This window comes from Streptomyces sp. NPDC057617 (assembly GCF_042800555.1).
Taxonomy (GTDB): domain Bacteria; phylum Actinomycetota; class Actinomycetes; order Streptomycetales; family Streptomycetaceae; genus Streptomyces.
This window is the reverse complement of the sequence record NZ_JBHVGV010000019.1, coordinates 43,568-68,283: the sequence shown is the minus strand read 5'-3', so window position 1 is coordinate 68,283 and position 24,716 is coordinate 43,568. Positions and strand designations below refer to the sequence as shown.

At 67.9% G+C, this 24,716-nt stretch carries 20 protein-coding genes, 1 tRNA gene and 3 CRISPR repeat arrays; of the genes, 19 read left to right on the top strand and 2 right to left on the bottom strand.

Translation table 11 applies throughout. From position 1 onward, the window contains the following. The first annotated feature begins 97 nt into the window (after nucleotides 1-97). The 4 genes from ACFU9P_RS32755 to ACFU9P_RS32740 all read left to right on the top strand — a co-directional run bounded on the left by ACFU9P_RS32755 (nucleotide 98) and on the right by ACFU9P_RS32740 (nucleotide 4,067). Nucleotides 98-2,422, top strand: a complete 2,325-nt coding sequence (locus ACFU9P_RS32755) for a DEAD/DEAH box helicase (protein WP_384087959.1) — start codon at nucleotides 98-100, stop codon at nucleotides 2,420-2,422. A 177-nt stretch (nucleotides 2,423-2,599) separates the two neighbouring features. After that, nucleotides 2,600-2,672: transfer RNA gene (locus ACFU9P_RS32750), tRNA-Lys, on the top strand. 185 nt (nucleotides 2,673-2,857) lie between these two features. Then, on the top strand, nucleotides 2,858-3,049 hold the full coding sequence (locus tag ACFU9P_RS32745) for a hypothetical protein (RefSeq protein ID WP_384087956.1): 192 nt from the start codon (nucleotides 2,858-2,860) through the stop codon (nucleotides 3,047-3,049). Nucleotides 3,050-3,524: 475 nt separating this feature from the next. Continuing rightward, entirely contained in the window at nucleotides 3,525-4,067 is a 543-nt protein-coding gene (locus ACFU9P_RS32740; protein ID WP_384087953.1) for an NUDIX hydrolase, read from the top strand. On the opposite strand, the gene ACFU9P_RS32735 is transcribed toward ACFU9P_RS32740, so the two are convergent. Next, a complete protein-coding gene (locus ACFU9P_RS32735; RefSeq protein ID WP_384087950.1) occupies nucleotides 4,064-5,401 on the bottom strand; it encodes a helix-turn-helix domain-containing protein in 1,338 nt (445 codons plus the stop codon). The two genes, ACFU9P_RS32740 and ACFU9P_RS32735, sit on opposite strands and share 4 nt — an antisense overlap. A gap of 149 nt (nucleotides 5,402-5,550) precedes the next feature. On the opposite strand from ACFU9P_RS32735, the gene ACFU9P_RS32730 reads away from it, so the two are divergent. The 15 genes from ACFU9P_RS32730 to ACFU9P_RS32660 all read left to right on the top strand — a co-directional run bounded on the left by ACFU9P_RS32730 (nucleotide 5,551) and on the right by ACFU9P_RS32660 (nucleotide 24,033). Then, nucleotides 5,551-5,985: an ATP-binding protein gene (locus ACFU9P_RS32730; RefSeq protein ID WP_384087947.1), complete on the top strand. Its 435-nt coding sequence runs from the start codon at nucleotides 5,551-5,553 to the stop codon at nucleotides 5,983-5,985. 440 nt (nucleotides 5,986-6,425) lie between these two features. Continuing rightward, entirely contained in the window at nucleotides 6,426-7,520 is a 1,095-nt protein-coding gene (locus tag ACFU9P_RS32725) for a radical SAM protein (protein WP_384087944.1), read from the top strand. 27 nt (nucleotides 7,521-7,547) lie between these two features. Next, a complete protein-coding gene (locus ACFU9P_RS32720; protein ID WP_384087941.1) occupies nucleotides 7,548-8,096 on the top strand; it encodes a class IV adenylate cyclase in 549 nt (182 codons plus the stop codon). Nucleotides 8,097-8,450: 354 nt separating this feature from the next. Next, nucleotides 8,451-9,636: direct repeats of the CRISPR family, unit length 29 nt; unit sequence CGGAACACCCCCGCCTGCGCGGGGACCAC. 129 nt (nucleotides 9,637-9,765) lie between these two features. After that, a complete protein-coding gene (locus ACFU9P_RS32715) occupies nucleotides 9,766-10,311 on the top strand; it encodes a CRISPR-associated endonuclease Cas3'' (protein WP_384087938.1) in 546 nt (181 codons plus the stop codon). A gap of 178 nt (nucleotides 10,312-10,489) precedes the next feature. Further along, entirely contained in the window at nucleotides 10,490-12,811 is a 2,322-nt protein-coding gene (cas3, locus tag ACFU9P_RS32710; protein WP_384087935.1) for a CRISPR-associated helicase Cas3', read from the top strand. Nucleotides 12,812-12,844: 33 nt separating this feature from the next. Next, on the top strand, nucleotides 12,845-13,237 hold the full coding sequence (locus tag ACFU9P_RS32705; protein ID WP_384087932.1) for a hypothetical protein: 393 nt from the start codon (nucleotides 12,845-12,847) through the stop codon (nucleotides 13,235-13,237). An 86-nt stretch (nucleotides 13,238-13,323) separates the two neighbouring features. Then, nucleotides 13,324-14,988 carry a type I-E CRISPR-associated protein Cse1/CasA gene (gene casA / locus ACFU9P_RS32700; protein WP_384087929.1) on the top strand — a complete coding sequence of 555 codons (1,665 nt, stop codon included), beginning with the start codon at nucleotides 13,324-13,326 and terminating at the stop codon, nucleotides 14,986-14,988. Then, a complete protein-coding gene (casB, locus tag ACFU9P_RS32695) occupies nucleotides 14,985-15,632 on the top strand; it encodes a type I-E CRISPR-associated protein Cse2/CasB (RefSeq protein WP_384087926.1) in 648 nt (215 codons plus the stop codon). Before casA ends, casB begins: the two co-directional genes overlap by 4 nt. Before the next feature lie 22 nt (nucleotides 15,633-15,654). Further along, the gene (gene cas7e, locus ACFU9P_RS32690) at nucleotides 15,655-16,836 is read left to right on the top strand and encodes a type I-E CRISPR-associated protein Cas7/Cse4/CasC (protein WP_384087923.1); all 1,182 of its coding nucleotides are present in this window, start codon (nucleotides 15,655-15,657) and stop codon (nucleotides 16,834-16,836) included. Nucleotides 16,837-16,850: 14 nt separating this feature from the next. Continuing rightward, nucleotides 16,851-17,573 carry a type I-E CRISPR-associated protein Cas5/CasD gene (cas5e, locus tag ACFU9P_RS32685; RefSeq protein ID WP_384087920.1) on the top strand — a complete coding sequence of 241 codons (723 nt, stop codon included), beginning with the start codon at nucleotides 16,851-16,853 and terminating at the stop codon, nucleotides 17,571-17,573. A 67-nt stretch (nucleotides 17,574-17,640) separates the two neighbouring features. Continuing rightward, the gene (cas6e, locus tag ACFU9P_RS32680) at nucleotides 17,641-18,294 is read left to right on the top strand and encodes a type I-E CRISPR-associated protein Cas6/Cse3/CasE (RefSeq protein ID WP_384087917.1); all 654 of its coding nucleotides are present in this window, start codon (nucleotides 17,641-17,643) and stop codon (nucleotides 18,292-18,294) included. 897 nt (nucleotides 18,295-19,191) lie between these two features. Further along, a complete protein-coding gene (locus tag ACFU9P_RS32675) occupies nucleotides 19,192-19,665 on the top strand; it encodes a type I-E CRISPR-associated protein Cas6/Cse3/CasE (RefSeq protein ID WP_384087914.1) in 474 nt (157 codons plus the stop codon). A gap of 12 nt (nucleotides 19,666-19,677) precedes the next feature. Beyond that, nucleotides 19,678-20,727 (top strand): type I-E CRISPR-associated endonuclease Cas1e, encoded by a 1,050-nt coding sequence (cas1e, locus tag ACFU9P_RS32670; protein ID WP_384087911.1) that lies wholly within the window; start codon nucleotides 19,678-19,680, stop codon nucleotides 20,725-20,727. 81 nt (nucleotides 20,728-20,808) lie between these two features. Next, entirely contained in the window at nucleotides 20,809-21,123 is a 315-nt protein-coding gene (gene cas2e, locus ACFU9P_RS32665) for a type I-E CRISPR-associated endoribonuclease Cas2e (protein WP_384087908.1), read from the top strand. Nucleotides 21,124-21,141: 18 nt separating this feature from the next. Then, a CRISPR array of direct repeats spans nucleotides 21,142-21,475; the repeat unit is 29 nt; unit sequence GTGCTTCCCGCGCGGGCGGGGGTGAACCG. Nucleotides 21,476-21,502: 27 nt separating this feature from the next. After that, a CRISPR array of direct repeats spans nucleotides 21,503-22,506; the repeat unit is 29 nt; unit sequence CGGAACACCCCCGCCTGCGCGGGGACCAC. Between the two features lie 646 nt (nucleotides 22,507-23,152). Next, nucleotides 23,153-24,033 (top strand): IS5 family transposase gene (locus tag ACFU9P_RS32660; RefSeq protein WP_384087905.1). Its coding sequence is split into 2 segments (ribosomal slippage): nucleotides 23,153-23,513 and nucleotides 23,513-24,033, totalling 882 coding nucleotides; the frame shifts between segments, so codons are not numbered across the junction. 15 nt (nucleotides 24,034-24,048) lie between these two features. Here ACFU9P_RS32660 and ACFU9P_RS32655 read toward each other — a convergent pair. Beyond that, entirely contained in the window at nucleotides 24,049-24,372 is a 324-nt protein-coding gene (locus ACFU9P_RS32655; RefSeq protein WP_384087902.1) for a hypothetical protein, read from the bottom strand. Nucleotides 24,373-24,716 lie beyond the last annotated feature (344 nt).

The window sequence follows — 24,716 nt, the reverse complement described above, 5'->3', positions numbered from 1 at the left end:
TACTCTCCCTTGCCGTGGCTGACCGCATCGAGGCGGTCGATTTGCGAATCACGGGGTTTGGGCGCGTGCCGAGACTCCGGAAGGTTTCGCATTTCGCATGTCCATTTCCAGTACTGACCACGCCGTCATGCCCGAGAACGAGTCCACCGATTCCACCGGGCCGGTGGAGACCGTCGAGGGCCTGGAGGCCACTGTGGCCTCTGAGGCGGCGCCGTCCATGTCAGCCGATGCTGATGAGGCATCAGAAGCTCATGAGGCTCCTGTGAACGAGGAGACTCCTGGGGCCTCTGACGACTCCGAGACCTCTGACGACTCCGAGACCTCCGACACACCGGGGCTGACCTTCGGCGACCTGGGCCTGCCCGAGGGCATCGTCCGCAAGCTCACGCAGAACGGTGTCACCGCCCCCTTCCCGATCCAGGCCGCGACCATCCCGGACGCCCTGGCCGGCAAGGACATCCTGGGCCGTGGTCGTACCGGCTCCGGCAAGACCCTCTCCTTCGGGCTGCCGCTGCTCGCCACCCTGGCCGGCGGCCACACCGAGAAGAAGAAGCCCCGCGGCATCATCCTCACCCCGACCCGCGAGCTGGCGATGCAGGTCGCGGACGCGCTCCAGCCGTACGGCGATGTGCTCGGCCTGAAGATGAAGGTCGTCTGCGGCGGTACGTCCATGGGCAACCAGATCTACGCCCTGGAGCGCGGCGTCGACATCCTCGTCGCCACCCCCGGGCGGCTGCGCGACATCATCAACCGCGGTGCCTGCTCCCTGGACAAGGTGCAGATCGCGATCCTGGACGAGGCCGACCAGATGTCCGACCTGGGCTTCCTGCCCGAGGTTACCGAGCTGCTCGACCTGGTGCCCGCGGGCGGTCAGCGGATGCTCTTCTCCGCCACCATGGAGAACGAGATCAGCACGCTGGTCAAGCGCTATCTGACCAACCCGGTCAGCCATGAGGTCGACAGCGCCCAGGGCAATGTCACGACCATGACGCACCACGTGCTCGTGGTGAAGCCGAAGGACAAGGCCCCGGTGACGGCGGCGATCGCGGCGCGCAAGGGCCGCACGATCATCTTCGTACGGACGCAGCTCGGCGCGGACCGTATCGCTGAGCAGCTGCGGGAGTCGGGCGTGAAGGCCGACGCGCTGCACGGCGGTATGACGCAGGGCGCGCGGACCCGGACGCTGGCGGACTTCAAGGACGGTTACGTCAACGCGCTGGTCGCGACCGATGTCGCCGCCCGCGGTATCCACGTGGACGGCATCGATCTCGTACTGAACGTGGACCCGGCCGGGGACCACAAGGACTATCTGCACCGTTCGGGGCGTACGGCGCGGGCCGGCAAGTCCGGCGTCGTCGTCTCGCTGGCGCTGCCGCACCAGCGGCGGCAGATCTTCCGGCTGATGGAGGACGCGGGCGTGGACGCCTCGCGCCACATGGTCGGGGGAGCGGGCGCGTTCGACCCGGAGGTCGCCGAGATCACCGGTGCGCGGTCGCTCACGGAGGTCCAGGCGGACTCCGCGAACAACGCGGCCAAGCAGGCCGAGCGCGAGGTCTCCGAACTGACCAAGCAGCTTGAGCGTGTGCAGCGCCGCGCCGTCGAACTCCGCGAGGAGGCGGACCGGCTGGTCGCCCGCGCGGCACGTGAGCGGGGCGAGGACCCGGAGGCGGCGGTGGCCGAGGTGGCCGCCGAGGCCGAGCGCGCGCTGGAGGAAGCGGCGGCTGCCGCGGCTGCCGCCGCCGTACCGGCGCAGCGCGAGGAGCGCAGGGACGGCCGGGACGAGCGCGGGAACTTCGGCCGTCGCGACGACCGTGGCGAGCGCAGCGGCCGGGGCGGGGCGCGCGGGTACACGCCGCGTGACGGCGGGAGCGGCGAGCGCAGCGGCGACCGTGGTGGCTTCCAGCGCGGTGGTGACCGTGGTGGCTTCCAGCGTCGGGACGACCGGGGTGGCGAGCGCGGTGACCGTGGTGGTTTCCAGCGGCGTGACGACCGCCGGGACGACCGGGGTGACCGTGGCGACCGGGGTGACCGGGGCGGGTTCCAGCGCCGGGACGACCGCGGCGGCGACCGTGGTGGTGACCGCGGTGGCTTCCAGCGCCGCGACGACCGGGGCGCCGAGCGGGGCGGCTTCAGCCGTGACCGTAACGACCGCCGGGACGACCGTGGCGGCCGTTCCTTCGAGCGCGACGACCGTGGTGGCCGTCCCATCGAGCGCCGCGACCACCGGGCGCCCAGCGACCGCCCGTTCAACCGTGACCGCCGCGACGACCGCCCGGCCGGCGGCGGCTTCCGCTCCAGCGGCCCCAGCGCCCACGACCGCCCGTCCACCCGCCGCGACGACCACCGCGGCGGCTCCACGGGCACCGGCACCGGCTCCTTCGGCCGCCGCGACGACAAGCCGCGCTGGAAGCGCAACGGCTGACGTCCGGCGTCACCCGATCTGATGCCCCACCAGGGCCCGTGGCCCACCCCCAAGGTGAACCACGGGCCCTCCGGCATCCCCCACTCCCCCCGCCCTTCCCCACCCCCCGACACCCCCACCCCGATACCCGATCGGCGCACGTTCCCCGGCGGGCTATGCTCGTGTGTGTCGCACCGAGGGCCGTTAGCTCAATTGGCAGAGCAGCGGACTTTTAATCCGTTGGTTGTGGGTTCGAGTCCCACACGGCCTACTGTCGGCGGGCAGGGGATACCCCGTCTGACCTGCTATGAAGTGCCTCGATCGGTCCAGACCAGTCGAGGCACTCCGCTGTTGAGGGGCCTGTGCGTGAGCGATGCGTGATCGGATGTGCCCTCACCCGGCCGTGCCAGGGCGGACGAACGAGCATGGATCATCAGCATCGCGGACGCCCCAGAGGTGGGTCTGATCGACCACGGACAGGCGGGAATGTCGATGCGCCCTCGACGAGGCCGAGGACACAACGAGGTCAAGGCGCTGAGTGAACGGCTGAGCGCCGCCGAGGGTCTGCTGACATCGGTTCTGGCCGAGAAGGCCGAAGGCGATGCCGACCCCGAGACCGATCACAAGCCAGGCCGAGAGAAACGTTAGTACCGATTCTCCAAAGTGCGCCGACCAACCGCTTCCTCCGGCGACGAGCGGGCTACGGGCGTCCACCGTGAGCCGACCACAGCCACGGGAGTCCCAACATGGCGTATCGCCAACCAGCCGGACAGGCGATCAAGCGCCGCTCTGGCCCGGGGCGGAAACGCCAGCCGAACCACCACGCCCGCACCAGCCACCGCGCCTCGCGTAGACGGAGTGGATCGTCGCCGTCGCCGATAGCACCGCGGGCCGGCGGGCCCACACCGTGTAATGCGGCCTCAAGGCGGAGTCCGGGCCGAGGGACGGAGAGCACTCCGCGGCCCCGCACGCTGCGGTGGTCCCAGCGGGCTGATAGCCGCAGATACGGAAGGCGACTCCAACCGGACCACGCGGGCACCGGCCGGAAGTCATCGACAGGGCAGACGGCTTCTCGTCCAAGTGACATTCTTGGAGCTGCACGGCGGCGAAGGGGAGTTGGCTCATGCGGTGGACGGTTCATGGCGAGCGTCAGATTTACAGCAACCCGTGGGTCAACCTCTGGCTCGTGGACGTCCAGCAGCCGGACGGCCGACGCTGGGAGCACCATGTGGTCCGGATGCGGCACCTCGCGGTCGCCGCCGTGGTGGACGAGCAGAAGCGGGTGCTGATGATGTGGCGCCATCGGTTCATCACGGACACCTGGGGCTGGGAACTGCCGATGGGCCTGATCGAGGCCGACGAGACCCCGGAGCAGGCGGCGGCCCGTGAGGTGGAGGAGGAGACCGGCTGGCGGGTGGAGGGCCTGAAGCCTCTGGTGTACGCGCAGCCGGCGAACGGCATCACCGACTCGGAACATCACGTCTTCCGAGCTCAGGCCGCCACCTACGCTGGCCCGCCGACCGAACTGAACGAGTCGGACCGTATCGAGTGGATCCCGATGTCCGATGTCCGCGGCATGATCGACCGTCGTGAGGTGGTCAGCAGCGGCAGCCTGGTCGGACTGCTGTACCTGCTGCTGGACGAGGCCACCAGCGCTGCGAGTTAGCCGAGGGCCTCGCGCATGCGCTGCTCGAAGGCGAGCACGGGCGTCTCGCGGGCGTAGGGGGCGAGGCGCTGGTGGAACTCGTGGACGTGGCCAGCAACCCGGGGTGAGTCGAGGGACGCGCTGAGGTCCAGGGCGAGCCCGGCACTGTGGCATGCGGCGTCCAGCTTGCCCTGCTGGAGCTGGGCCGTGGCGAGCCAGAAGGCGTGGAAGGCGCGGCCACGCTGCTGGGCGCCTGTTTCCCGCCGTAGGCCCTCGGCGATCAGTGGCTCGGCGCGTTCCGACTCACCCAGTTTGGCGAGGGCGATTCCTGTGTCGACGATCAGTTTCGTCTCGTCGAAGTAGCGGACCCAGGAAGGCGCCTCGCCTTCTTGGCCGCGGGCTTGCTCGTACGCGTCCCGGGACCGTCCGATGGCCTGGTGACAGGAGGCGGCGTCGCGGAGTGTGGCGTGGGCGAAGGCTTCCCGCATGTGGAGCATCGACATCACCAGCGGCTGTCCGCCGGCGGCGCGGGCGCTGTCCTGGGCCTTGCAGGCCAGCGCCACCGCGTCAGCGGGCTGCCCGTCGTAGGTTGCCTGCAGGCTCATGCAGGACAGGACGTTGGCCATGAAGAGATAGTCGTCTTGCCCGTGCGAAAGCCGCAGGGCCTGGGTGAAGTGGGTGCGCGCGGTGCTGTACTGGCGGGCATCGAAGTAGGCCCATCCGGCGAGGCGGGCGAGTTCCGCGGCGAGTGACTGGAGATCGCGGCGCAGAGGGGCGCGGACGCTGCGCATCATCTGCGTCACGTACCGAAGGTGCCCCACGACAGCCGGGCGCAGGGAAGCGCCGCCGTGCTCGTCGTCACGGCGCCAGTAGTCCTCGACCGATGACCGCAGGGCGAGGAGCGTCGATCGCGTCACTCTTCCGTCGGCGAGCGTCAGCAAGTCGTCGAGATCACTGTGGGATTCGGCGTCAGGACTCCGCTCGGCGTCGGCGGAGGTCTCGGACGCCTGCACCGAACGGCTCGGGAGGCTCGCGAGGCGGTCTCGCGACGTCGCCGGGGACGGGATTTCCCAGGGCCTGTGGGCGAGCCCGATCATGGCGCCGGGGATACGGAGTCCATCGGCCACGCGCTCGATCACATCGATGTGGGCGAGCCCGCGCCGCCCCGACATGATCTCCCCGACCCGGCTCGGCGTCATCCCGCACAAGGCGGCCACACGGGACGGATAGATGCCCGCCTTCACCTTCACGAGGTGGAACACCTTCGCGAAGTCGCGCTGCCGACACGCGCGTTGCCACTCGGGGCTCGTGAGCAGTTCGGGGGGAAGTCCCTGATGAGGCTGGGATCCGGGCACATGCGCTCCTCTGCCGCATCAGGCGGTGGCGTCTGGCGGTTGGTCAGCCACTTTGGATATTACCCACGTTGGGTAATCACCGTGACCTGATTACGTGATGGCCCTTCGCGGTGAGCTGGTCCTCCAACCGCCCGCGATGAGGGAACGCGATGTACGCGATGGCCACGCACGACCAGCAGACCGCCCAGAGATGGCACATGCAGTTCACCTCGACCGCCGCATGCGTCTCCCTCGTCCGGCACCAGACCGAGAAGACCCTCAGCGAGTGGGGATACGTACTCGACGACATCGACCGGGTCGTCCTGGTCTCAAGCGAGCTCGCGACGAACGCCGTGCTGCACGGACACGTCCCCGGGCATCTCTTCGAAGTCGCTCTGACCTCGACGGACCACAGCTGCTTGATCGAGGTGTCGGACGCAAGCCCCCGCACTCCGATGGCACTGCGTCCTACGGCCGAGGAGGAACACGGTCGTGGGCTGCCGCTCGTCAGCGCCCTGGCTGTACGAGTCGGCCATCAGGCGCGCAAACCGACGGGCAAGACGGTCTGGGCCCACATCCTGCGTACATCCCACGGACCACGATGAGACGGCATCACACGAGCGCGTCCCACGACAGGCGCACGAGCTACCGCCCCGTCGAGACCAGCCCCCGGACCCGCCGTCGGCGAGAGGCGACAGCCATGATGCGCGTCATCGGCCGCCACGCCGGGGTCCTCTTCATCATCGGCATCAGCGCGTCATGCGGCCTCGTCGTCGGCCTGACACTCGCGACGGCGCCGACTCCGTAGACCGGTCCGCCCTGGGCGAGTACCCGCCCCGCGGGTCGGCTCCCCCGTGCCCACCTGGGGCGGACCCTCCGCCCTCCGTCGGCTGCCTATGAGCGAGCTCGGCAGCCGACGGAGGGCCACCCGTCGCTCTGCACCCCCGGCCGCAGTCGAGCCCTGTCAGCAGCGAGGGACGCGTCCTGCGCGCCGAGGCCCGTCGTACCGCAATCCGCTTCGATCCCACACAATGAGGCACGCCGAGTGATTCAGCACCCAGCACTAGAGAACATCGACCGCGCGGTCCCGATCACGGTCACCACTGACCGGACCCTCCGCGTCAAGGTCATCGACTCGTGTGGCATGACCTGCACCTTCTGCCACAACGAAGGCACCCCCGTCAGCGTGGACAACCGTGCCCACGCCGCCAGCGCATTCACCGACTCGGGCAGCTCCGGACGGGTATCGATCTACGTGGCCACCAACGGCGCGAACTTCCTCAGCGCGCCCGTCTTCCCGGACGAGTCCTTCCGCCGCGCACTGGAACAGCTCCGGAACGCCCTCGGCTTCAACGAGGTACACCTCACCGGAGGCGAGCCGACCCTCCACCCCCGGCTCCCCGAGATCGTGGCCACAGCCAGGGAAGCCGGCTACGCGGTGAGCATCACCTCGAACGGCGAGAACGGCGCCCGGATACTGCCCAGTTGCGCCCTGTCCGGGCTCGGGCGCGTCAACTTCTCCGTCTTCGGAACCACTCCCGAAGAACTGGTGCAGGTGCAGCACGTGCGATTCCGGAACAAGGCCCTGGCCCAACGCAAGATCGCAGCACTGGACGAGTCGATCAGGCTCGCGACGGAACTCGGCGTGGACGCACGCGCGAACATCGTCCTCCCGCACCGAGACCACGTGCCGCGCGTTCACCGCCTCCTCGCCAAATACTCCTCCTCCCTGTCCGTCCGGATCCTCTCCTCGCTGGCGGACGGCGACGAGTCCCTGAACGCCATCGACACCCTCCTCGACGAACTCGGCGCCGAACTCGAAGAAGTCCGCCTCATCGCGGGTACCTCGGGCTTCCGCATGTCCTACCGGCTGCCCGACGGCCGTCCGCTCATCGTCAAGCACATCCGGCCCGTCAGGCTGCCGACGACCTGCGCTGGCTGCCGTTTCAACAACAGCACCGACTGCGAGGAGGGCTACTACGGGGTGCGCCTGTACCGAGACACCGCCGGGCGCTTTCACGTCGGCGTCTGCATACAGCGCATGGACCTCTGCCAGCCCGTGGAAGAGTTCGTAGCCGGCGACGCATGCGACGAGGTCCTCCGGTTACGCGAGAACGACCTCCGAGACCTGACCGCCTGAAGACCGACCAACAGGAGCAGCACAGCGATGGCCCAGCACGAGTACGAGGCGAAATTCCTCAGCATCGACGTCGACGCGGTACGCGACCAACTCCGCGCCGCAGGCGCACAACAAGCCTTCGACAAGACCCTGTTCACCCGCCTCATCTTCGAGAACGACGCGGTCCAGGGCGAACAGTGGCTGCGGCTGAGGGACGAAGGAGGCAAGAAGACCCTCACCCTGAAGCAGGTCAGCGACGCCACCACCATCAACGGCACCACCGAAATCGAGATCGAAGTCAACGACCTCGACAAGACAGCCGAACTCCTCACAGCACTCGGACTCCGCCAGGTCCGGTACCAGCAGAACTACCGCGAGGAATGGCAGCTCGGCGACATCACCTACGACCTCGACACCTGGCCCGACCTCCCCACCTTCATCGAAATCGAAGGCCCCTCGGAAGAAGCGGTCCGCAAGGCAGTGGCCGCACTCGGCTTCGACTACGAACAGGCCCGCTACGGCAGCATCGACCTCATCTACAAGAGCGAACTGAACCGGGACATCCTCGCCGAGCCGACACTGCTCTTCACGGAGTAACTGATGTGCAGCGGGTGGGCCGCGCCCAGCGAGGGTGACGGCCCGCCCGCAAGTCCCACTCTTCAAGCCCGAAGCTGGGCTGATAGAGAAATGCAATACGACCGTGGATACGGATGACTGATCGGCCACGCCGAGTCGACTTGCCGCATGCTCCGGACAGGCCGTAGGGACAGACCGAGCCCTTCCCGCCCGGGGGCGCTTTTGCGCCGCGCGTAGGACGTTGACGACGGGCATCTTTTCTGTGATGGCGGCATGGGTGTGAGGACGTCCGCACAGGCGTCGGCGTCCTCAGCGGAACGCCCTTGCCTGAACAGGGGAACACGCAGACGGGCTGCTGTTGACGCTGTTCAGCCCCGGAACACCCCCGCCTGCGCGGGCACCACGCTCAGGACCCGGACGCGGCGGATACGGCGGTCGGAACACCCCCGCCTGCGCGGGGACCACAATGCGATCCCGCTCCGCGTACGGCCCTGCGCCGGAACACCCCCGCCTGCGCGGGGACCACAGCCCCGGATCCCACCTCGATGATCTGGACAACGGAACACCCCCGCCTGCGCGGGGACCACTGCTGGAGCCGGGCGATCATCCCGGTGACCCACGGAACACCCCCGCCTGCGCGGGGACCACCGATGCGCGACGCCCCGCCGTCCGCCGACAAGCGGAACACCCCCGCCTGCGCGGGGACCACTTCGTCGGCTCCAGCCTCAGAACCGTGCCCAGCGGAACACCCCCGCCTGCGCGGGGACCACTTGAGCGGGCGCAGGCCGCGCTCGGCGGCCGGCGGAACACCCCCGCCTGCGCGGGGACCACCGGATGACCGACCCAACCGCCGTCGGCCGTGCCGGAACACCCCCGCCTGCGCGGGGACCACTCGGCCGTCAGGTCACGGACCTTGTTCTCGGCCGGAACACCCCCGCCTGCGCGGGGACCACGGCAGGGGTGGAGCCGGGGCCCTGACCAGGGACGGAACACCCCCGCCTGCGCGGGGACCACCCGCCTGGACTGCATCCGGGGAGTTGCCTTGCGGAACACCCCCGCCTGCGCGGGGACCACGGTCCGACACGGCACACTGTGCATACGGAAACGGAACACCCCCGCCTGCGCGGGGACCACTTCTCCTCGACCCGGGCATCCTCGGCGGCCTTCGGAACACCCCCGCCTGCGCGGGGACCACGCCCAGCGGCCGGACTCCATGTCCCTCTGGTACGGAACACCCCCGCCTGCGCGGGGACCACGCGGCGGCCAGCCGATCGTCGTCCAGCTCCAGCGGAACACCCCCGCCTGCGCGGCGACCACGATTTCACTGCTCAGTCAGTCGGGGCGGTCAGCGGAACACCCCCGCCTGCGCGGGGACCACCTGACGGCCGCCGGGCTGCGGATGACCGCTGCCGGAACACCCCCGCCTGCGCGGGGACCACCTCAAGCGCGGTGACGGCGCGGGCCCCGAGGTCGGAACACCCCCGCCTGCGCGGGGACCACGCCCTGGCCCGCCTGGAGGCGTTCGAGCAGGTCGGAACACCCCCGCCTGCGCGGGGACCACGCTTCCTGACCTGCGACGTTAGAGGGGCTTTGCAGTTCCTTGACCATCGCTCGTTCTCACGCCTCCATGGTGTCAGAGGCATGTGGTGAAGTACCCCTCACTGGGAGAACGCACTCGGAGGGGCGGGACATGATCGACGCGCGTCTTTGGGGGAAGTCCGACGGGCTTGCGAAGCCGTACCCCGTCATCGGGCACTTCGTGGATTCGGCGATGGTCTGCGGGGCCGTTTGGGATGGGGTCCTGACTGCCGCTCAGCGCCTCAGTGTCGCGGAAGCGTTAGGCGTCGAGTTACAGCAAGCCCGGCGGGTTGTCATGTTCTGGGCCGGGCTTCATGACCTCGGGAAAATCATGCCGCAGTTCCAGGACTTGGCCGTCCGGGAGAGGCCGGCTCACTGCGGATTTCTCCGTGAGGCTGCTTACGCGCATGACCGGGTGAATGACAGCAGGGTCAAGAAGGTCCGTCATGAGTACGCCACTCATCGAGCGCTTCCACAGTTACTCGCCCAGTTCGGCTATCCCGCGTCCGGTGGGCGGATCGCGAAGCTGCTGCTTGCTCAAGTGGCTCAGATTCTCGGCGGGCACCACGGGTGGTACCCCGAAGGGATCGAACCGCAGGATCTGCGCGACCCGCTGATCGGCTTGCCGGAGCTGGGGGCCGGTGCCAGGGCGGAGTAGAGGCAAGAGCACGTTGGGGATCCGTTGCGGCGGCATATCGTCGACCCAGTGGCTCGGCCGGGGGCTGCGGACGAGGCTGAGGCGGGGTGGCAGCATGGATGTACGGGTGGTGTGGGGCAAAGCGGGGAGTGGCGGGCGCCCGCATCCGTTGGTGTGTCATGTGCTTGATACTGCGGTTGTGGCGGATGCGCTCTTCGATGTGGTGCCGGGGCCACATTGCCAGCGGGAGCTGACGGCAGCGTTGGAGCCGCTGGGGGATGCGCGCGGCTGGGCGGCGGTGCTGTGCGGGCTGCACGATCTCGGTAAATGCTCGCCGACCTTCCAGGGCCTACGGGCGGATTTGGTGGAGAGTCTGCTACCAGCCGCGCCGGCTGCCGATGTACGCCGACTCATGGGACGGCAGGGGATCGGGAAGCGGCTGGATACTCACCATGGTGTGCTGACGGCCCTTCATCTGCATCGGATCCTGACTCGATGGGGGGCATCGCCGAAGGTTTCCAAGTCCCTTGCCTGGGCGCTTGGCGGGCATCATGGAGTGATCCCTGAGAGCGCTACGGTGCAACAGGCCCGGTATGCGACGGGTGAACACGGTTGTCCGTGGTGGGCTGGGGCATGCGACGCGTTGGTGGCGACTGTCGCAAAGCTGTGGGGGCTGGCCGCTCCGGAGCATCTGCCCTGGGAACAGGTGCGGTTGAGTCCCGAGGCAGTGGTGGCCTTGGCGGGGCTGACGTCGACGAGTGACTGGATCGCCTCGTCTCGCGCGCAGGCGGACTACAGCGGTCCTGAAGTTGATCTGTCCGGCTATCTCGCTGAGGCACGGCGTACGGAGTCGGTGAAGCTGGCCGCGCTTCAGTGGTTGCCCTGGACGCCTCCACGCGAGTCCGGATTCGCGGCTTTGTTTCCCCAGGTGCAACTCCCTTTTCCGGTGCAGACAGCGGTGGAGCGGGCGGTTGCCGGGATGCGGGGTCCGGGGATCGTCGTGGTCTCGGCCCCGACTGGCGAAGGCAAGACCAAGGCGGCGTTGCAGGCAAGCACCGCCATGGTGGGGACGCTGGGGCTGCGGGGCTTCTACGTAGCGATGCCGTCCCGGGTGACGAGCAATCAGGTTTATGACGTGACCGAGCAGTTTCTCTCCGAGGCTGGCGACGGGGCTGCCCTCCGTCTCCTGCATGCGGCGGCCAAGGAGTACCTGAAAGGTCGCACTGCTCAGGAACCGCTGCTGCCACGTGACGTCGGCGTCGACGGGCCTGGAGACGGGGACGGCGAGGGCAGTGAGTGGTTCGCAGGCAAGCGCGGCTTGCTGGCACCGCTGGGTGTGGGCACGGTGGATCAGGTGCTGATGGCAGGATTGCGTTCCACTCATGTGTTTGTACGTCTGCTGGGCCTGTCGGGGAAGGCCGTTGTCTTCGACGAGGTTCACGGGTACGACGTGCATATGTCGAGGCTGCTGGACCGGGTGGTCTGGTGGCTGGGGCGTCTGCGGGTCCCGGTGGTATTGCTCTCCGCGACGCTGCCGTCGCGTCGGCAGGAGCAACTGGTGGCTAGTTGGCGGGCGGGCGCTTTGGGTGTTGCGGGCCGCGCTGATGAGCCGTCCGGGGACGCAGCGGTGGCTTATCCGCGTGTGGTGTGGGCGGACGTCGGCGGCGTCCCGCCTCGGCAGATCGCCGTGAAGGCGTCGAAGCTGAATCGGGACCGTCCGATCCGTCTTGAGCGAGTGTCACTGGCCGACCACGCCACCTGGGCGCTGAAACGGGCGCAGCGAGGGCAGTGCGTCGCGATCGTGCACAATCTTGTCCGCTGCGCGGTTGCCGTCTACAAGGAGTTGGCCAAGGCGATCTCCGAACTGCCCGAGGAGAACCGGCCGGAGCTGGTGCTGCTGCACGCCCAACTGACCGCTGCCGAACGTGCGTCGGCGGAGACCGCTGTGCGAACCCGGTTCGGTCCGCCGGAGGCGAGGAGCGGAGAGCGGCCGACGAGCGCGATCGTGGTCGGTACACAGCTGCTGGAGCAGGGCATCGATGTGGACTTCGACGTGATGATCAGCGCACTCGCGCCCGTAGACAGCCTGATCCAACGCATGGGACGTATTCAGCGGCACAGTCGGCGCGGCCCCCTGCTGCTGGCGTTGACCGGCGTACGGGAACTGGACAGCAAGGTCGAATTCCCGCAGTACACGACCCTGGTGTACGACGAGGCGGTGCTCCTGCGGACCTGGGCACTGCTGCGTGGCCGAGTGGAAGTGCGCTGTCCCGAAGAGGTGCAGGTACTGGTGGACGCCGTTTACGGCGAACAAACGGCGGTCACAGGTCCTCCGGGGTGGCGCGGTCAGTGGGACCGAGCAGCCGCGCGGCATGAGGGGCGCCGTCGTCGGGACGAGGCGGAAGCGGTGTGGCTGCGTCTGCCTCAGCCGCGCGAGGACTTGCAGGTGCAGGAGCTGACGCGACGGCCCGGAAGCGCTCGCCGTACACGTATCCAACGCGGCGAGCCTCGTGAGGCGTGAGGGCTGAACCCCGTGAGGCATGAGGAGAATCCGGTGGAGAGCAGCGAGGTTCTGTCGTGGGACGCGGCGACAGCCAGCATTGAGGTGGTGGTGACGCACCAGGTACTCGGCACACATCTGGTGACGCCACATGCCGGAGGCGATCCGTTGGACTTGGAGTGGGAAGGGCCACCCTCACGGGATCTTGTGGAGGTGCTGCGCGGGTCGCTGCTGCTGCTTCAGGCTGGCGGGGACGTGCCGCAAGCGGTGATCGAGGAGTTGCGGGGGTGGCCGGTGCCTGCGCTGTTCAGGGGTTCTCCGTGGCTGCGTCGCGCCCGCGCGCTGGTACTCATCGACGGGCGGAGCGAGGTCGCCGGAGCAGGCATCGGCTACCTGGCCGGCCTGGGGCTGTGGGTGGATGTCGATACCACCGATGAGACCGGATAGTTACCATCTGTAGCGTTCGCCCTCCGATTGTCAGAGGCGTCTGCAAGACTCATCTGCCGTTGCGCAAGTTGGCGTTGAGGGGAATTGTGAGCTTCGATCTGCTCAGTGAGCCGTGGCTGCCTATGGTGGACAACGGAGGTGAACCCGTCGAGGTCGGGCTTCGCCTGGTGTTGCTCGAGGCGGGTGCATTTCGTCGGTTGGCAGGGGAGACACCGACGGTGACTGCGGCCCTGTACCGTCTGGTGCTGGCGCTGATTCACAGAGTGTATGGGCCGGCGAGTCCGGACGAATGGGCTCTGCTGTGGGACGAGCACGAAGGACTTCCCGCCGGACCGCTGGACGAGTACATCGCCAGACATCCCGGTGCGTTTGACTTGCTGCATCCCGAGGTGCCGTTCCTGCAGTGCCCGCATCTGAAGATCACAGCCCCGGGCACAGTGGGGAAGATTGTCGCGTTCCGCGCCACCGGCAGCAACCGTACGCTGTTCGATCACACGACTGCCGACGACCGCCTGACGCTGTCCCTCGCAGAGGCCGCTCGCTGGATGGTGACCACCCTTGCTTACGACACGTCCGGCACCAAGCAGAGCTTCACCACGGTCCGTACCTCCGAGGGGGGACTGGCCAACAGGTTCGGCACCGCGCTGATCGAAGGGAAGACGTTCCACGAGACGCTGTTGCTGAACGCAGCGCTCTACAACCCCGACGCCGAATTGCCGCTGGGCACCACCGCCCAGGACCGGCCTGCCTGGGAAGCATCGCCTCCTGAGCCAGAACCCGACGAACGCCCTCCGTATGGCTGGACGGACCTGCTGACCTGGCCCTCGCGGCGCATCCTGCTGCACACCCGGCAGGAGAACGACGCCACCCTGGTCGACGGCGTTGTCCTCACCCCCGGCACGCGCCTTACTGCCGACCTGGACCGCGTCGAACTCATGGCGGGTTTCCGCCGCCCCTGGCTCAAGGGCAACCAGCAGGGCCGGATGCAGCCCGTCGCGTTGGACGAACTGCGAGGAATCTGGCGACACAGCCAGGATCTGCTGCTCTCCAGCGATCGCCGGTGGTGGAACACCTTCCAGGCCAAACTGCGCGACCGCGGCCTGCTGCCCGCCGAGGAACCCAAGCGGCAGCGCCCGGCCGCGCTGGACCACATCGCCGATCTGGTCGTGGACGGCCTCATCCCAGAGGAGACGGTCTACACCCTGCGGGTCTTCGGCCAACGGCTCGGCGATAAGGGCGGCGACACTTACTTCTGGCAGGAGGAATCGATGCCCGCCCCGGTCGCTCTGCTGCGCGCGGAGAACGCCCGGATTGGCTACCTGATCGGATACGCCGTATCCCTGGCCGATGACCTCGGCGAAGCCCTGGCCATGATGCAACGCGATTACCACACCACCTTCCACGGGGACCGTCCGGCGAAGGGCCGTCGGCAGGGCACGCCGGTCGAGGTAGTGACCGGCTACTGGCCGAGGCTGACCGTTCCGTTCGCCGACCTCCTACGGGAGTTGGGCACGGCGGTCCTCACCGGAGCCAGCGAAACCGTCCCCATGGAGCGCTGGGGGAATCGCACGGTGGAACTGGCCGATCAGGCCGCTGGGCGCTGGCTGCATGGCACACCGCGCCGCGACCGACTCGTTCTCGCGGCCGCAGACTGCTGGGACGCCTACGACGACCGACGCCAAGACCTGAGGCGGATCTTTCGCAACGGCCTGGCCCGCTACAGCACGCCGCAAGAAGAGAGGGTCTCGTGACGACCTCTGTCGACAACAACTCCGCGCCTGCTCTACGGCAGCGGCGCGGAGCTTTCGTCACCCACCTTTACCGGCTGCAGCGTGACTTCTCCTCGCCACGCCGTCCGGTCGCCTCCGACGCCCGCCGACAGCTGGCCGTACTGCGCCGCGCCGGCAGTGGACCGCGCTACGAGGCCCAGGGCTACCAAATCCTCTTCGCGTTCGACCCACCGCGCGAGGAAGAGCGTATGTGGTTGACCATTGCTGCGCTATTCGCCCAGAACCCCCAACCGCAGCCCGCTGAGCCGTGGCGCCGTGCGTCGATCGGCACCGCGATGGGCCTGCTGGCTCAGCAGCGTCAGGGCTCGATCGCTCGGCGCTTCACCCAACTGGTGTCCGTGGAATCCGCAGCATTGCCCTATTACCTGAGGCAGGCCCTACAACTGGTCGGCGATGCCTCTGTCGGGGTCGATTTCTACCGGCTCCTGGACGAACTGGTTGTCCTGCTCGGTAACGACCGCACCAGTGCCGGCGAGGACCACCGGGCCCAGATCCGGCTGGACTGGGCGCGTGACTACAGCCGTGCCCAGCGCGGTACTCGGGGTCGCCGCAAGATCTTGCCGCCCACAGCTCCCGACCCCGTCCCCGATGCCCCGACCGACTGACCGCTTCACCCAAGGAACTTCCATGCTCATCGAGTTGCACCTGCTCCAGTCCTTCCCGGTGTCCAACCTCAACCGGGACGATCTTGGCCAGCCCAAGACCACCCTGTTCGGCGGACACACCCGTGCTCGGATCTCCAGTCAGTCCCTCAAACGGGCGGTCCGGAACCTGCTGCCCCAGCATGGTCTGGATGTGTCCGAGACCGGCGTGCGTACGAAACGGCTGCGTGACGCCGCTGGCGCTTTGTTGAAGAGCGCAGGCGGAGACGAGGAGCAAGGCAAGGAAATCGTCCAGGCCGGCCTGGAAAGCCTCGGCTTTGGCGTCGACGCTCGCGGTCTAACCGAGTACCTGCTCTTCGTCGGTCACCCGGCTGCGAAGACACTCGCCGACTACTGCGACAGTAACTACGACCAGCTCGCCAAGGTGCTCGCTGCCAAGAAGGCCGCCGCCGCGAAAAGCGCCGCGAAGAAAGCTGTCGCGGACGATGAGAAGAAGCCGCGAGCGGTCAAGGCCACGAAGACCAAACCTGACAAGACTGCGATTGAGGCGGCACGCCGCATCCTGGACGCCACACGTGCCGCAGATGTCGCTTTGTTCGGACGCATGATCGCCGACAACAAGGACTTCTCCGTCGACGCGGCATCCCAGGTCGCTCATGCACTGTCCACTCACGCGGTCACTACCGAGTTCGATTACTACACGGCAGTCGACGACTTCCGTCCCGGTGACGAGCCCGGCGCGGACATGATCGGTACGGTCGACTTCAACACCGCCTGCTACTACCGCTATGCCAACCTCGACCTCGGCCAACTTACCAAGAACCTCGCCTCTGATGCGGACCTGGTCACGCGTAGCGCCCACGCCTGGCTGCACGCCTTCATCTGCGCTGTCCCCGGAGGCAAGCAGAATTCCACCGCGGCGCGGACAATGCCACACACCCTGTTGGGAGTCGTCCGCGACAACGGCGCGTGGAACTTGGCCAACGCCTATCTTCAGCCTGTAAGCGGAAGCGCTGATCTGATGGCGGCTTCCACCGAGCGTCTCATTCAGCACTTTCAGCAACTGAGCACCTTCTACGGCTTGGGCTCAGTACGCCGTACTGTCTTCTCCGCCATCGACGGCTATCTGCCTGGTGTTCCGGCGGACCAGACCGCACCGACCGTCGACGACTTCGTCGGCCGCCTCGTCGCCGCCAGCGCCAACTGAACGCCTACGACCCCATGTCTATTCTGTTCCTGCATCTTGACGCCCCCATGCAGTCCTGGGGCACCCGTTCCCACTTCGGCAGCCGCGACACCGCGACCGAACCCACCAAATCGGGTCTCGTCGGACTCATCGGCGCCGCTCTGGGCGTCGCCCGTCACGACACCGAGGCGATCGGGAGGCTCGCCGCCCTCCGTCTGGGTGTGCGCGTCGACCGGGAAGGCACGGTCGAAGAGGACTTCCACACCGTGCAGAACGTTCCCGATACGACAGGTAAGGGCCACCGCGGTGTGATCACGCGTCGCTACTACCTGGCTGACGCGCTCTTTCTTGCCGCACTTGAGGGTCCTGCCGAGGATCTCCACGCGATCCATCACGCTCTGGAACATCCACGGTGGCCCCTGTTCTTCGGCCGTAAGGCATTCCCACCGGCCCGTCCGCTGGTCGTACCCGTGGGAAACGAACCGTTCCCGCCCATCACCGACCACACCCTGGAGGAAGCCCTCCATCACCACCCTTGGCTCGAGGTCGGCACCGCCGTTCGTCGTCGTGCCATCCAGCGAGCCGAATCACTCTGGCTGCGCGCGGTCGTTGACAGCGAGCCCACCCACCCCGAGGCCGAACTGCGCCACGACCACCCGGTCACCTTCCAGCAGAACAACCGGCAGCACCGGACCCGCACCGTACGCACATTCCACATCCCCGTCTCTCCTGAACTTCTTGCCCGTGCTCAGCCGTAGCCCACACGCCCCAGCGCAAGAGAGCCCGGTCGCTTCACCCGGGCCGCCCATCTCGAAGGACAAGGACATGACCACCCTCTGGCTGACGCGCCTTGTGCCCGATCCGCGTAACCGCGAGGTCGCCAGAGACCTTGCGAGCGCCGTCAGTCTGCACCGTCGGATCATGTCGCTCTTCCCCGACAACGTCGGCAGCCAGGCTCGCCATGCCCTTGGCATCCTCTTCCGCGTTGAAGACGGTCCCGCAGGATCCCACTTGCTCATCCAAAGCGGCCATGAACCCGACATCGAGCGACTCCCCAACGGGTACGGACAAGCCCGCACGAAACCGCTCACCCCGATGCTGGACTTCCTCCGCCCTGGGCTTCCCCTGCGCTACCGCATCGCGGCCAATCCCATCCGCAAGCCGGGCAAGACCACCCGCGAACTGTACGGACTGAAGTCCGTCGTTCCCCTCGGTGGCGACGCCGCCCGGCAATGGTGGCTTCGACAGGCCCAGCAGTCCGGACTGCATATCCACACCGCCCACGCATCACCCCTCAGCGCCGTCGGCGGCCAACGCGACAGCGGTCAGCGCGTCCACCATGCCCGTTGCCTCTTTGAAGGCACGGCCACGGTCGCGGATCCCGACCTGCTCCGCACGAAAGTCACCGAGGGCATCGGGCGTGGCAAGTCCTACGGCTGCGGTCTCCTCAGCCTCGCCCCGACTGCGATGCTCAGTTAGCTCACGGCGGGCGGAAATGGCCCCCGTGTTCATGGGGTTGGCCCGGCATGGGCAAGGGTCAGGATGGTGTTGCCTGTTTGGGCGATTGAGTGGCCGTAGCGAAGGTGATCCGTGGCCATGAAGCGGCGAAGGCTGGACATGCGACGCGCCTCAGCAGGTTTATTTGCTTGCTGAGGCGTTCCGGCCATCGCCGACATCACCTGGGAATGACCCGCAGCCTTGGAGGCGGCAGAAATGTGCACTCTCGGTGAGGAAGATGGGATCGGCAGTTGCTGCGATCATTCCTGCGCGGCAGGAAGGAAGGGCTATACCCGTGCCCAGGTACTGATAATTGCCACTTCTGCCAGACCGAGGAGACTGAGACATACCTGCCACCACGCTGGCTGAGACCACCATGGCGATCGATCTTCCAGAACAATCACAAACATGTTCGCCTCCTACTTATCTGCGCCTGGTGGACTCACTGTCCGACGTGCCTAACTCACCTTAAGCCTCGAAGTCACGCGTTTCCCAAGAATCTATGTGATGGTAGAGGAAGGCGACCGCGCGGAAGTCCATCTTGGATCAAGCGGGGGAGTCGAATCCTCCTGAGTGGAACGTGTACGGCCGCTGCACCAGACGTCACTGGTGCAGCGGCCGCATATATGAAAGAAGTACCCCCGCGCGTGCGGGAATTGGTGTTTCTTGATGCCCCTTCCGTTGCAAAGATTAGGGTCACCCCCGCAAGAGCAGGGATTAGGTCCACTGGGACAGAGTGTCAGAGAGCTTGGGGGAGTGGACCCAGAGAGTCGTTGCGGCACTGAATCAGGTGAAGAGGCGCCAAGGCTTCCCATTTGCGGCAACTCGGTTGGCCGCCTGACCCAGGGCAGGACGAAGACGCATCGCTCGGAGGATGCTGTGGGTGAATTCGTGCGCTACCGGCTCCTTGGCAACGCGGTCCGCCGGTGCGGTCGCAACAGCATGGCGGGCAGGTGGAAGCAGGCCATCCCGCTGCACGGTGAAGAAGCCGACCGCTGGTGGACGGAGCGGGCGCCGGCCGCCGGCCTGTCCCTTCGTACGGTCCTCTCCGACTCGGCGGAGACGCTGAGCACGTGGCATGCGGGCGCCCGCGATCGAAGTGCCGGGCAGAGCAAGGCCGGGGCGGGCAGGGAAGGAGGCGGTGAGCGCCGGTCGGAAGTGCCCCGAGTGGCCGGCGGACGCCGCTGGCGAGAAGGGCAGGTGCTGGTGCCCCGCCAGGCCACGCTGTTCGAAGGGACCGCCGTCGTGCGCGACGCGGAGGCACTGCGGAACGCGCTGCTCAACGGCATCGGCCGCAGCAAGTCGTACGGATGCGGGTTGCTCAGTCTCGCGCCCGGCGCCCAGGACGGGTGAGGGCGGTACACCATGAGTGACTCCAGCTCTCCCCACAACAAGGGCACAGCGCGCCGTCGTATCGCCGCACCCACACTCGCCATGCTTCCGCGGGTGGGTGACTCCCTCTCGTTCCTGTACGCCGACGTGGTCCGGATCGTCCAGGACGACACCGGGGTTTGCGCCGAGACGACATCCGCAGACGGCGAGACGACACGCGTCTACCTTCCGACATCGTCCCTCTCCTGCGTCCTTCTCGGTCCCGGAACCTCCATCACCCAGCCCGCCATGGCCACCTTCGCCAGGCATGGCACCACGGTGGTGTGCGCGGGATCCGGGGGTGTCCGCTGTTACTCCGCGACCACGTCCGACGCCCTCACCACGCGATGGCTCGAACACCAGGTCCATCAGTGGAGCGACCCCGAACGTCGGCTGGCGGTGGCCAGGCAGATGTACCTCATGCGTTTCAACGACGCGGTCCCGGCGACGACGCCGCTCAACGCGCTGCGTGGCCTGGAAGGACAGCGCGTCAAGGCGCTCTACCGGCTCCTCACCCAGCAGCACGGCATCGGCCGGTTCCGCCGCAACTACGACCCTGCGGCCTGGGACGATCAGGACCCGGTCAACCTGGCCCTGTCCTCCGCCAACACCTGCCTCTACGGCATCGTGCACGCGGCCCTCGTCGCCCTGGGCTGTTCCACCGCGTTGGGCTTCGTCCACCAGGGCAAGCAGCACGCCATGGTGTACGACATAGCCGACCTCTACAAAGCGGAACTCACCATCCCGCTGGCGTTCTCCCTCCACGACTCGCCCCGCCCCGAGGCAATGGCCCGCCGAGGCTTCCGCGAAGGGCTCCGTCTGTACAAGCTGCTGCCGAGGATCGTTGCGGACGTACAGGCCCTCCTGGCACCGGGCGAGGCGCAGCCGTTGCCGGACGGGCACGCTGTGGAGATGGTCAACCTCTGGGATCCCGAGGTCGGTTCCGTACCCGCAGGCGTCAACTACGCGCAGCAGTCGGACACGTCGTACGTCCTCGGCCTCGATGAAGCGCCGCCCGAGACGGGGCCGAGCGAGCCGCGGTGAGATCCAAGCCTGCGAGCCGGGGGGGGGGCTCCCAGCCGCCGCCCCCGAGCCTTTACCAGCCCTCAAGGAAACCGGTGATTCATGCCGTCCATGACGGTCCTCTCCACCACTGCTGTTCCCGACCACGTGCGCGGCGCCCTCACCCGCTGGATGATCGAGCCCACCCCCGGCCTCTACGTCGGGACGCTCTCCGCCCGCGTCCGCGACGAACTCTGGCGCGTGGTCAGCGCCTCGATCGGCTCCGGTGCCGCCGTGCTGATCCACCCGGAAGCGAACGAACAGGGCTACACCCTCCACACGGCGGGCGAACGTCGCAGAGCCCTGGCTGATTTTGACGGCTTGACCCTTGTCGCCTTCCGCCCGGAGGAATACCAAGAACTGGCAAACCGCGCCTAGAACCCCAGCTCGGGAAGCGTGCTTCCCGCGCGGGCGGGGGTGAACCGCGTGGCGGCGACCGTACGAACCAACGGCGATTGTGCTTCCCGCGCGGGCGGGGGTGAACCGATCAGGCCCGGCGCCACCACCGGCGGCGCTCCGTGCTTCCCGCGCGGGCGGGGGTGAACCGCCCTCAGCCAGGCCCGCGGCCGGATCCGCGCCGTGCTTCCCGCGCGGGCGGGGGTGAACCGAACCTTGCTGGTGAGAAGGCTGCGGCCGACAAGTGCTTCCCGCGCGGGCGGGGGTGAACCGACATCCAGCCATGATCATCAGAGCGTGGGCGGGTGTTTCCCGCGCGGGTGAGGGTAAACCGGCGGAGGAGTGGCTCTGCGGTGGTTCGCGGAGCACCCCCGCCTGCGCGGGGACCACGGCAAGTACCTGACCGGCGACCTGGGCGCGGTCGGAACACCCCCGCCTGCGCGGGACCACTTCACGCGCAGCAAGTTGGGCGGGAAGGGGAGCGGAACACCCCCGCCTGCGCGGGGACCACGGGTACTCGGAGATGGCTGTGCCCATGGCGCACGGAACACCCCCGCCTGCGCGGGGACCACCGGACCGTGGTCGGCCCGAAGGACTTCATGGACGGAACACCCCCGCCTGCGCGGGGACCACGACGCTTCGGCCTGCGCCACCGCAGCCCGGAGCGGAACACCCCCGCCTGCGCGGGGACCACATGACCGCGCGCGGTAAGTGGCTCACTTGCAGCGGAACACCCCCGCCTGCGCGGGGACCACTGTCTCTGTACCGGGTCGGCTTCAAGCGGCTCCGGAACACCCCCGCCTGCGCGGGGACCACGGCTGGCCGGCCGCAGGGCCCGCCTGTGGGTGCGGAACACCCCCGCCTGCGCGGGGACCACTGCAGGTCGCTCCACCGATTGGAGCCCTGCTTCGGAACACCCCCGCCTGCGCGGGGACCACCGGTGAGTCCGCCGGCAAGGAGCGGGGTGCCGCGGAACACCCCCGCCTGCGCGGGGACCACGAGACCCGGCTCCACTGCTCGCTCCCGGCCACCGGAACACCCCCGCCTGCGCGGGGACCACCCGCACACCCTCTGCATGATCTGGGCCACCGCCGGAACACCCCCGCCTGCGCGGGGACCACCTGTCCGACGCTGGGTTTCACAAGCTGCTCTCCGGAACACCCCCGCCTGCGCGGGGACCACGCCGTCACCAGCGGCGCGCACATCTGCGCCAACGGAACACCCCCGCCTGCGCGGGGACCACGCCGTCACCAGCGGCGCGCACATCTGCGCCAACGGAACACCCCCGCCTGCGCGGGGACCACATAAGTGATCACACCGGGAATCGGGCCCGCGCCGGAACACCCCCGCCTGCGCGGGGACCACCCTTCCTGAGCTGCGGCGTTAGAGGGGTTTTGCCGTTGCTTGACCAAAGCTCGTCTGCATAACCCCATGGTGTCAGAGCTGTGTGGTGAAGTCCCCGTCGCTAGGAAAGCGTGCTGGCCAGGCGGAACGGTGCTCCTCCATAGTCGTGGCTGAACCGAGTGCCTACCTGGTCGCGCGACAGGTCGTCGGCCTAGCCCGGTCGGGGAGGGCTGCCGAGGTGTCCGAAGAGCCAAACGCGGCTGGTCAGGGCGGTGGATTGCGTGAGCGATGCGTGAGCGGATGGGGTGGCACGAGGCGTTTTGGGGTGGATCCCACGGCATCGTGGAGTGTTCTGACCAGGTGGTTCTGGACAGCGAACCATCATGCGGAGCGGGCCGGCACCGCCCGACCGGGACTTTTCATCCGTTGGTTGTGGGTTCGAGTCCCACACGGCCTACTGTCGGCGGGCAGGGCTTACGCCCCTGATCTGCTACGAAGCGCCCCACCCGGTCCCGCCGGGCAGGGGCGCTCCGTCGTTTCGGGGTCTGTGCGTGAGCGGATGGCGAAGCCCCGCCGCGGTGTTCGCGGCGGGGCTGAGTGCTGGTTTGGCCTAGGGCGTGTCCGGCGGATCATGTGACTTTCCGACCGGTCACTCGTTGGTTGGGTCATGGGTCGGGGGGATCTGACGAATCGCGAGTGGTCGCTGCTGGAGCCGCATCTGCCTTCGCCAGGTGGCCGGGGCGGCCGGTGGAACGACCACCGCACCGTGCTCAACGGGATTCTGTTCCGGATCCGCACCGGTGTCCCGTGGCGTGACCTGCCGGAACGCTACGGGTCCTGGAAAACCGTCTACGAACGGCATCGTCGCTGGTCGGCGGACGGCACCTGGGACTGGATCCTGCAGTCGGTCCAGGCCGACGCCGACCTCGCGGGCCGGATCGACTGGTCGATGGTCGGTGTCGACTCGACGTCCTGCCGGGCCCACCAGCACGCGGCCGGCGCCCGCAAGGCCAAGCCGCGGGTCCCGAAAAAAGGACGACGCCTCGGCACCACCGCCCCGACGAGGGACTCGGCCGGTCCCGGGGCGGCCTGACCTGCAAGATCCACCTCGCTGGCGAAGGCGGCTGCCGCCCCATGGCCCTCCTGCTCACGCCTGGCCAGTGGGGCGACGCCCCGCAGATGGTCGAGGTCCTGGACCGAATCCGGGTCCCCAGGCCACTGGGCGGACGGCCCCGGACACGGCCCGACCACGTCAGCGGCGACAAGGCATACAGCTCCCGCCGAAACCGCCGTTACCTGCGAAGACGCCACATCCGGCACACAATTCCTGAACCGAGGGACCAGCAGGCCAACCGGAGACGCAGAGGCAAAGAAGGCGGCAGGCCCGCCGGCTTCGACCGTGACCGCTACCGGCGCCGCAACGAAGTTGAGAGGACCATCAACCGGCTCAAGAACTCCCGTGCAGTCGCTACTCGTTACGACAAGCGGGCCTACGTTTTCCACGGCACCGTCACCGCTGCAGCGGTCCGACTCTGGCTCCGGCCATGATCCGCCGGACAGCACCTAGGCCCAGACGTAGAGGTGGTACTTCCACCTGCCGTCGGTGCCGTAGCCGCCCTCGCAGTACGCGGCGTCGTAGCCCTGGTTGATGACCGCGATCGCACCTCGTTCGCACTCGGCCATCGTCCAGTAGCTCCGCCAGAAGCGCCACGTTGCCATGGTGCCGACGTCGCCCTGCGCCCGGTCCACGGTGCCGTAGACCGTCGCGGCGGCGGGAGCGGTTGTGGTCGGGCTCGCGGCCGGCGCGGCCTGTGCCGGTGTGGCCAGACCGGCCACTGTGATTGCCGCTCCGAGTGCGAGCCCCGTAAGGGCGCTGCGGATTCGCATGGTGTCCCCTTTTTTTCGGTTGCATCTGAGTGGTGTGCATGTGCGCTGTTCGTGCTGTTCTCTGTGCAACTGTTATTGGCGGGCCTTGGAGGAACCTTGCGGAAACCTTGCTTCGGTCCTTGGCCGCTGTCGCTCGACGACGCCGGTGAGGTCGAGGTCGTGGAGGGAGACGACCCGGAGGCCCGGCTCACGCATTGACGAGATCGGCCATAGGTCACGAGTTCGGGGGTGGCTGGGGCTGTGACTTTGGCTGAGGTCTTTCGTTTTTTGCTCGGGGGCGCACGTGTAGGGATGTTGAATGCTTCCCCTGCTCCTGCGCCGCGCCTTGACTGCTTGGGCAGGGG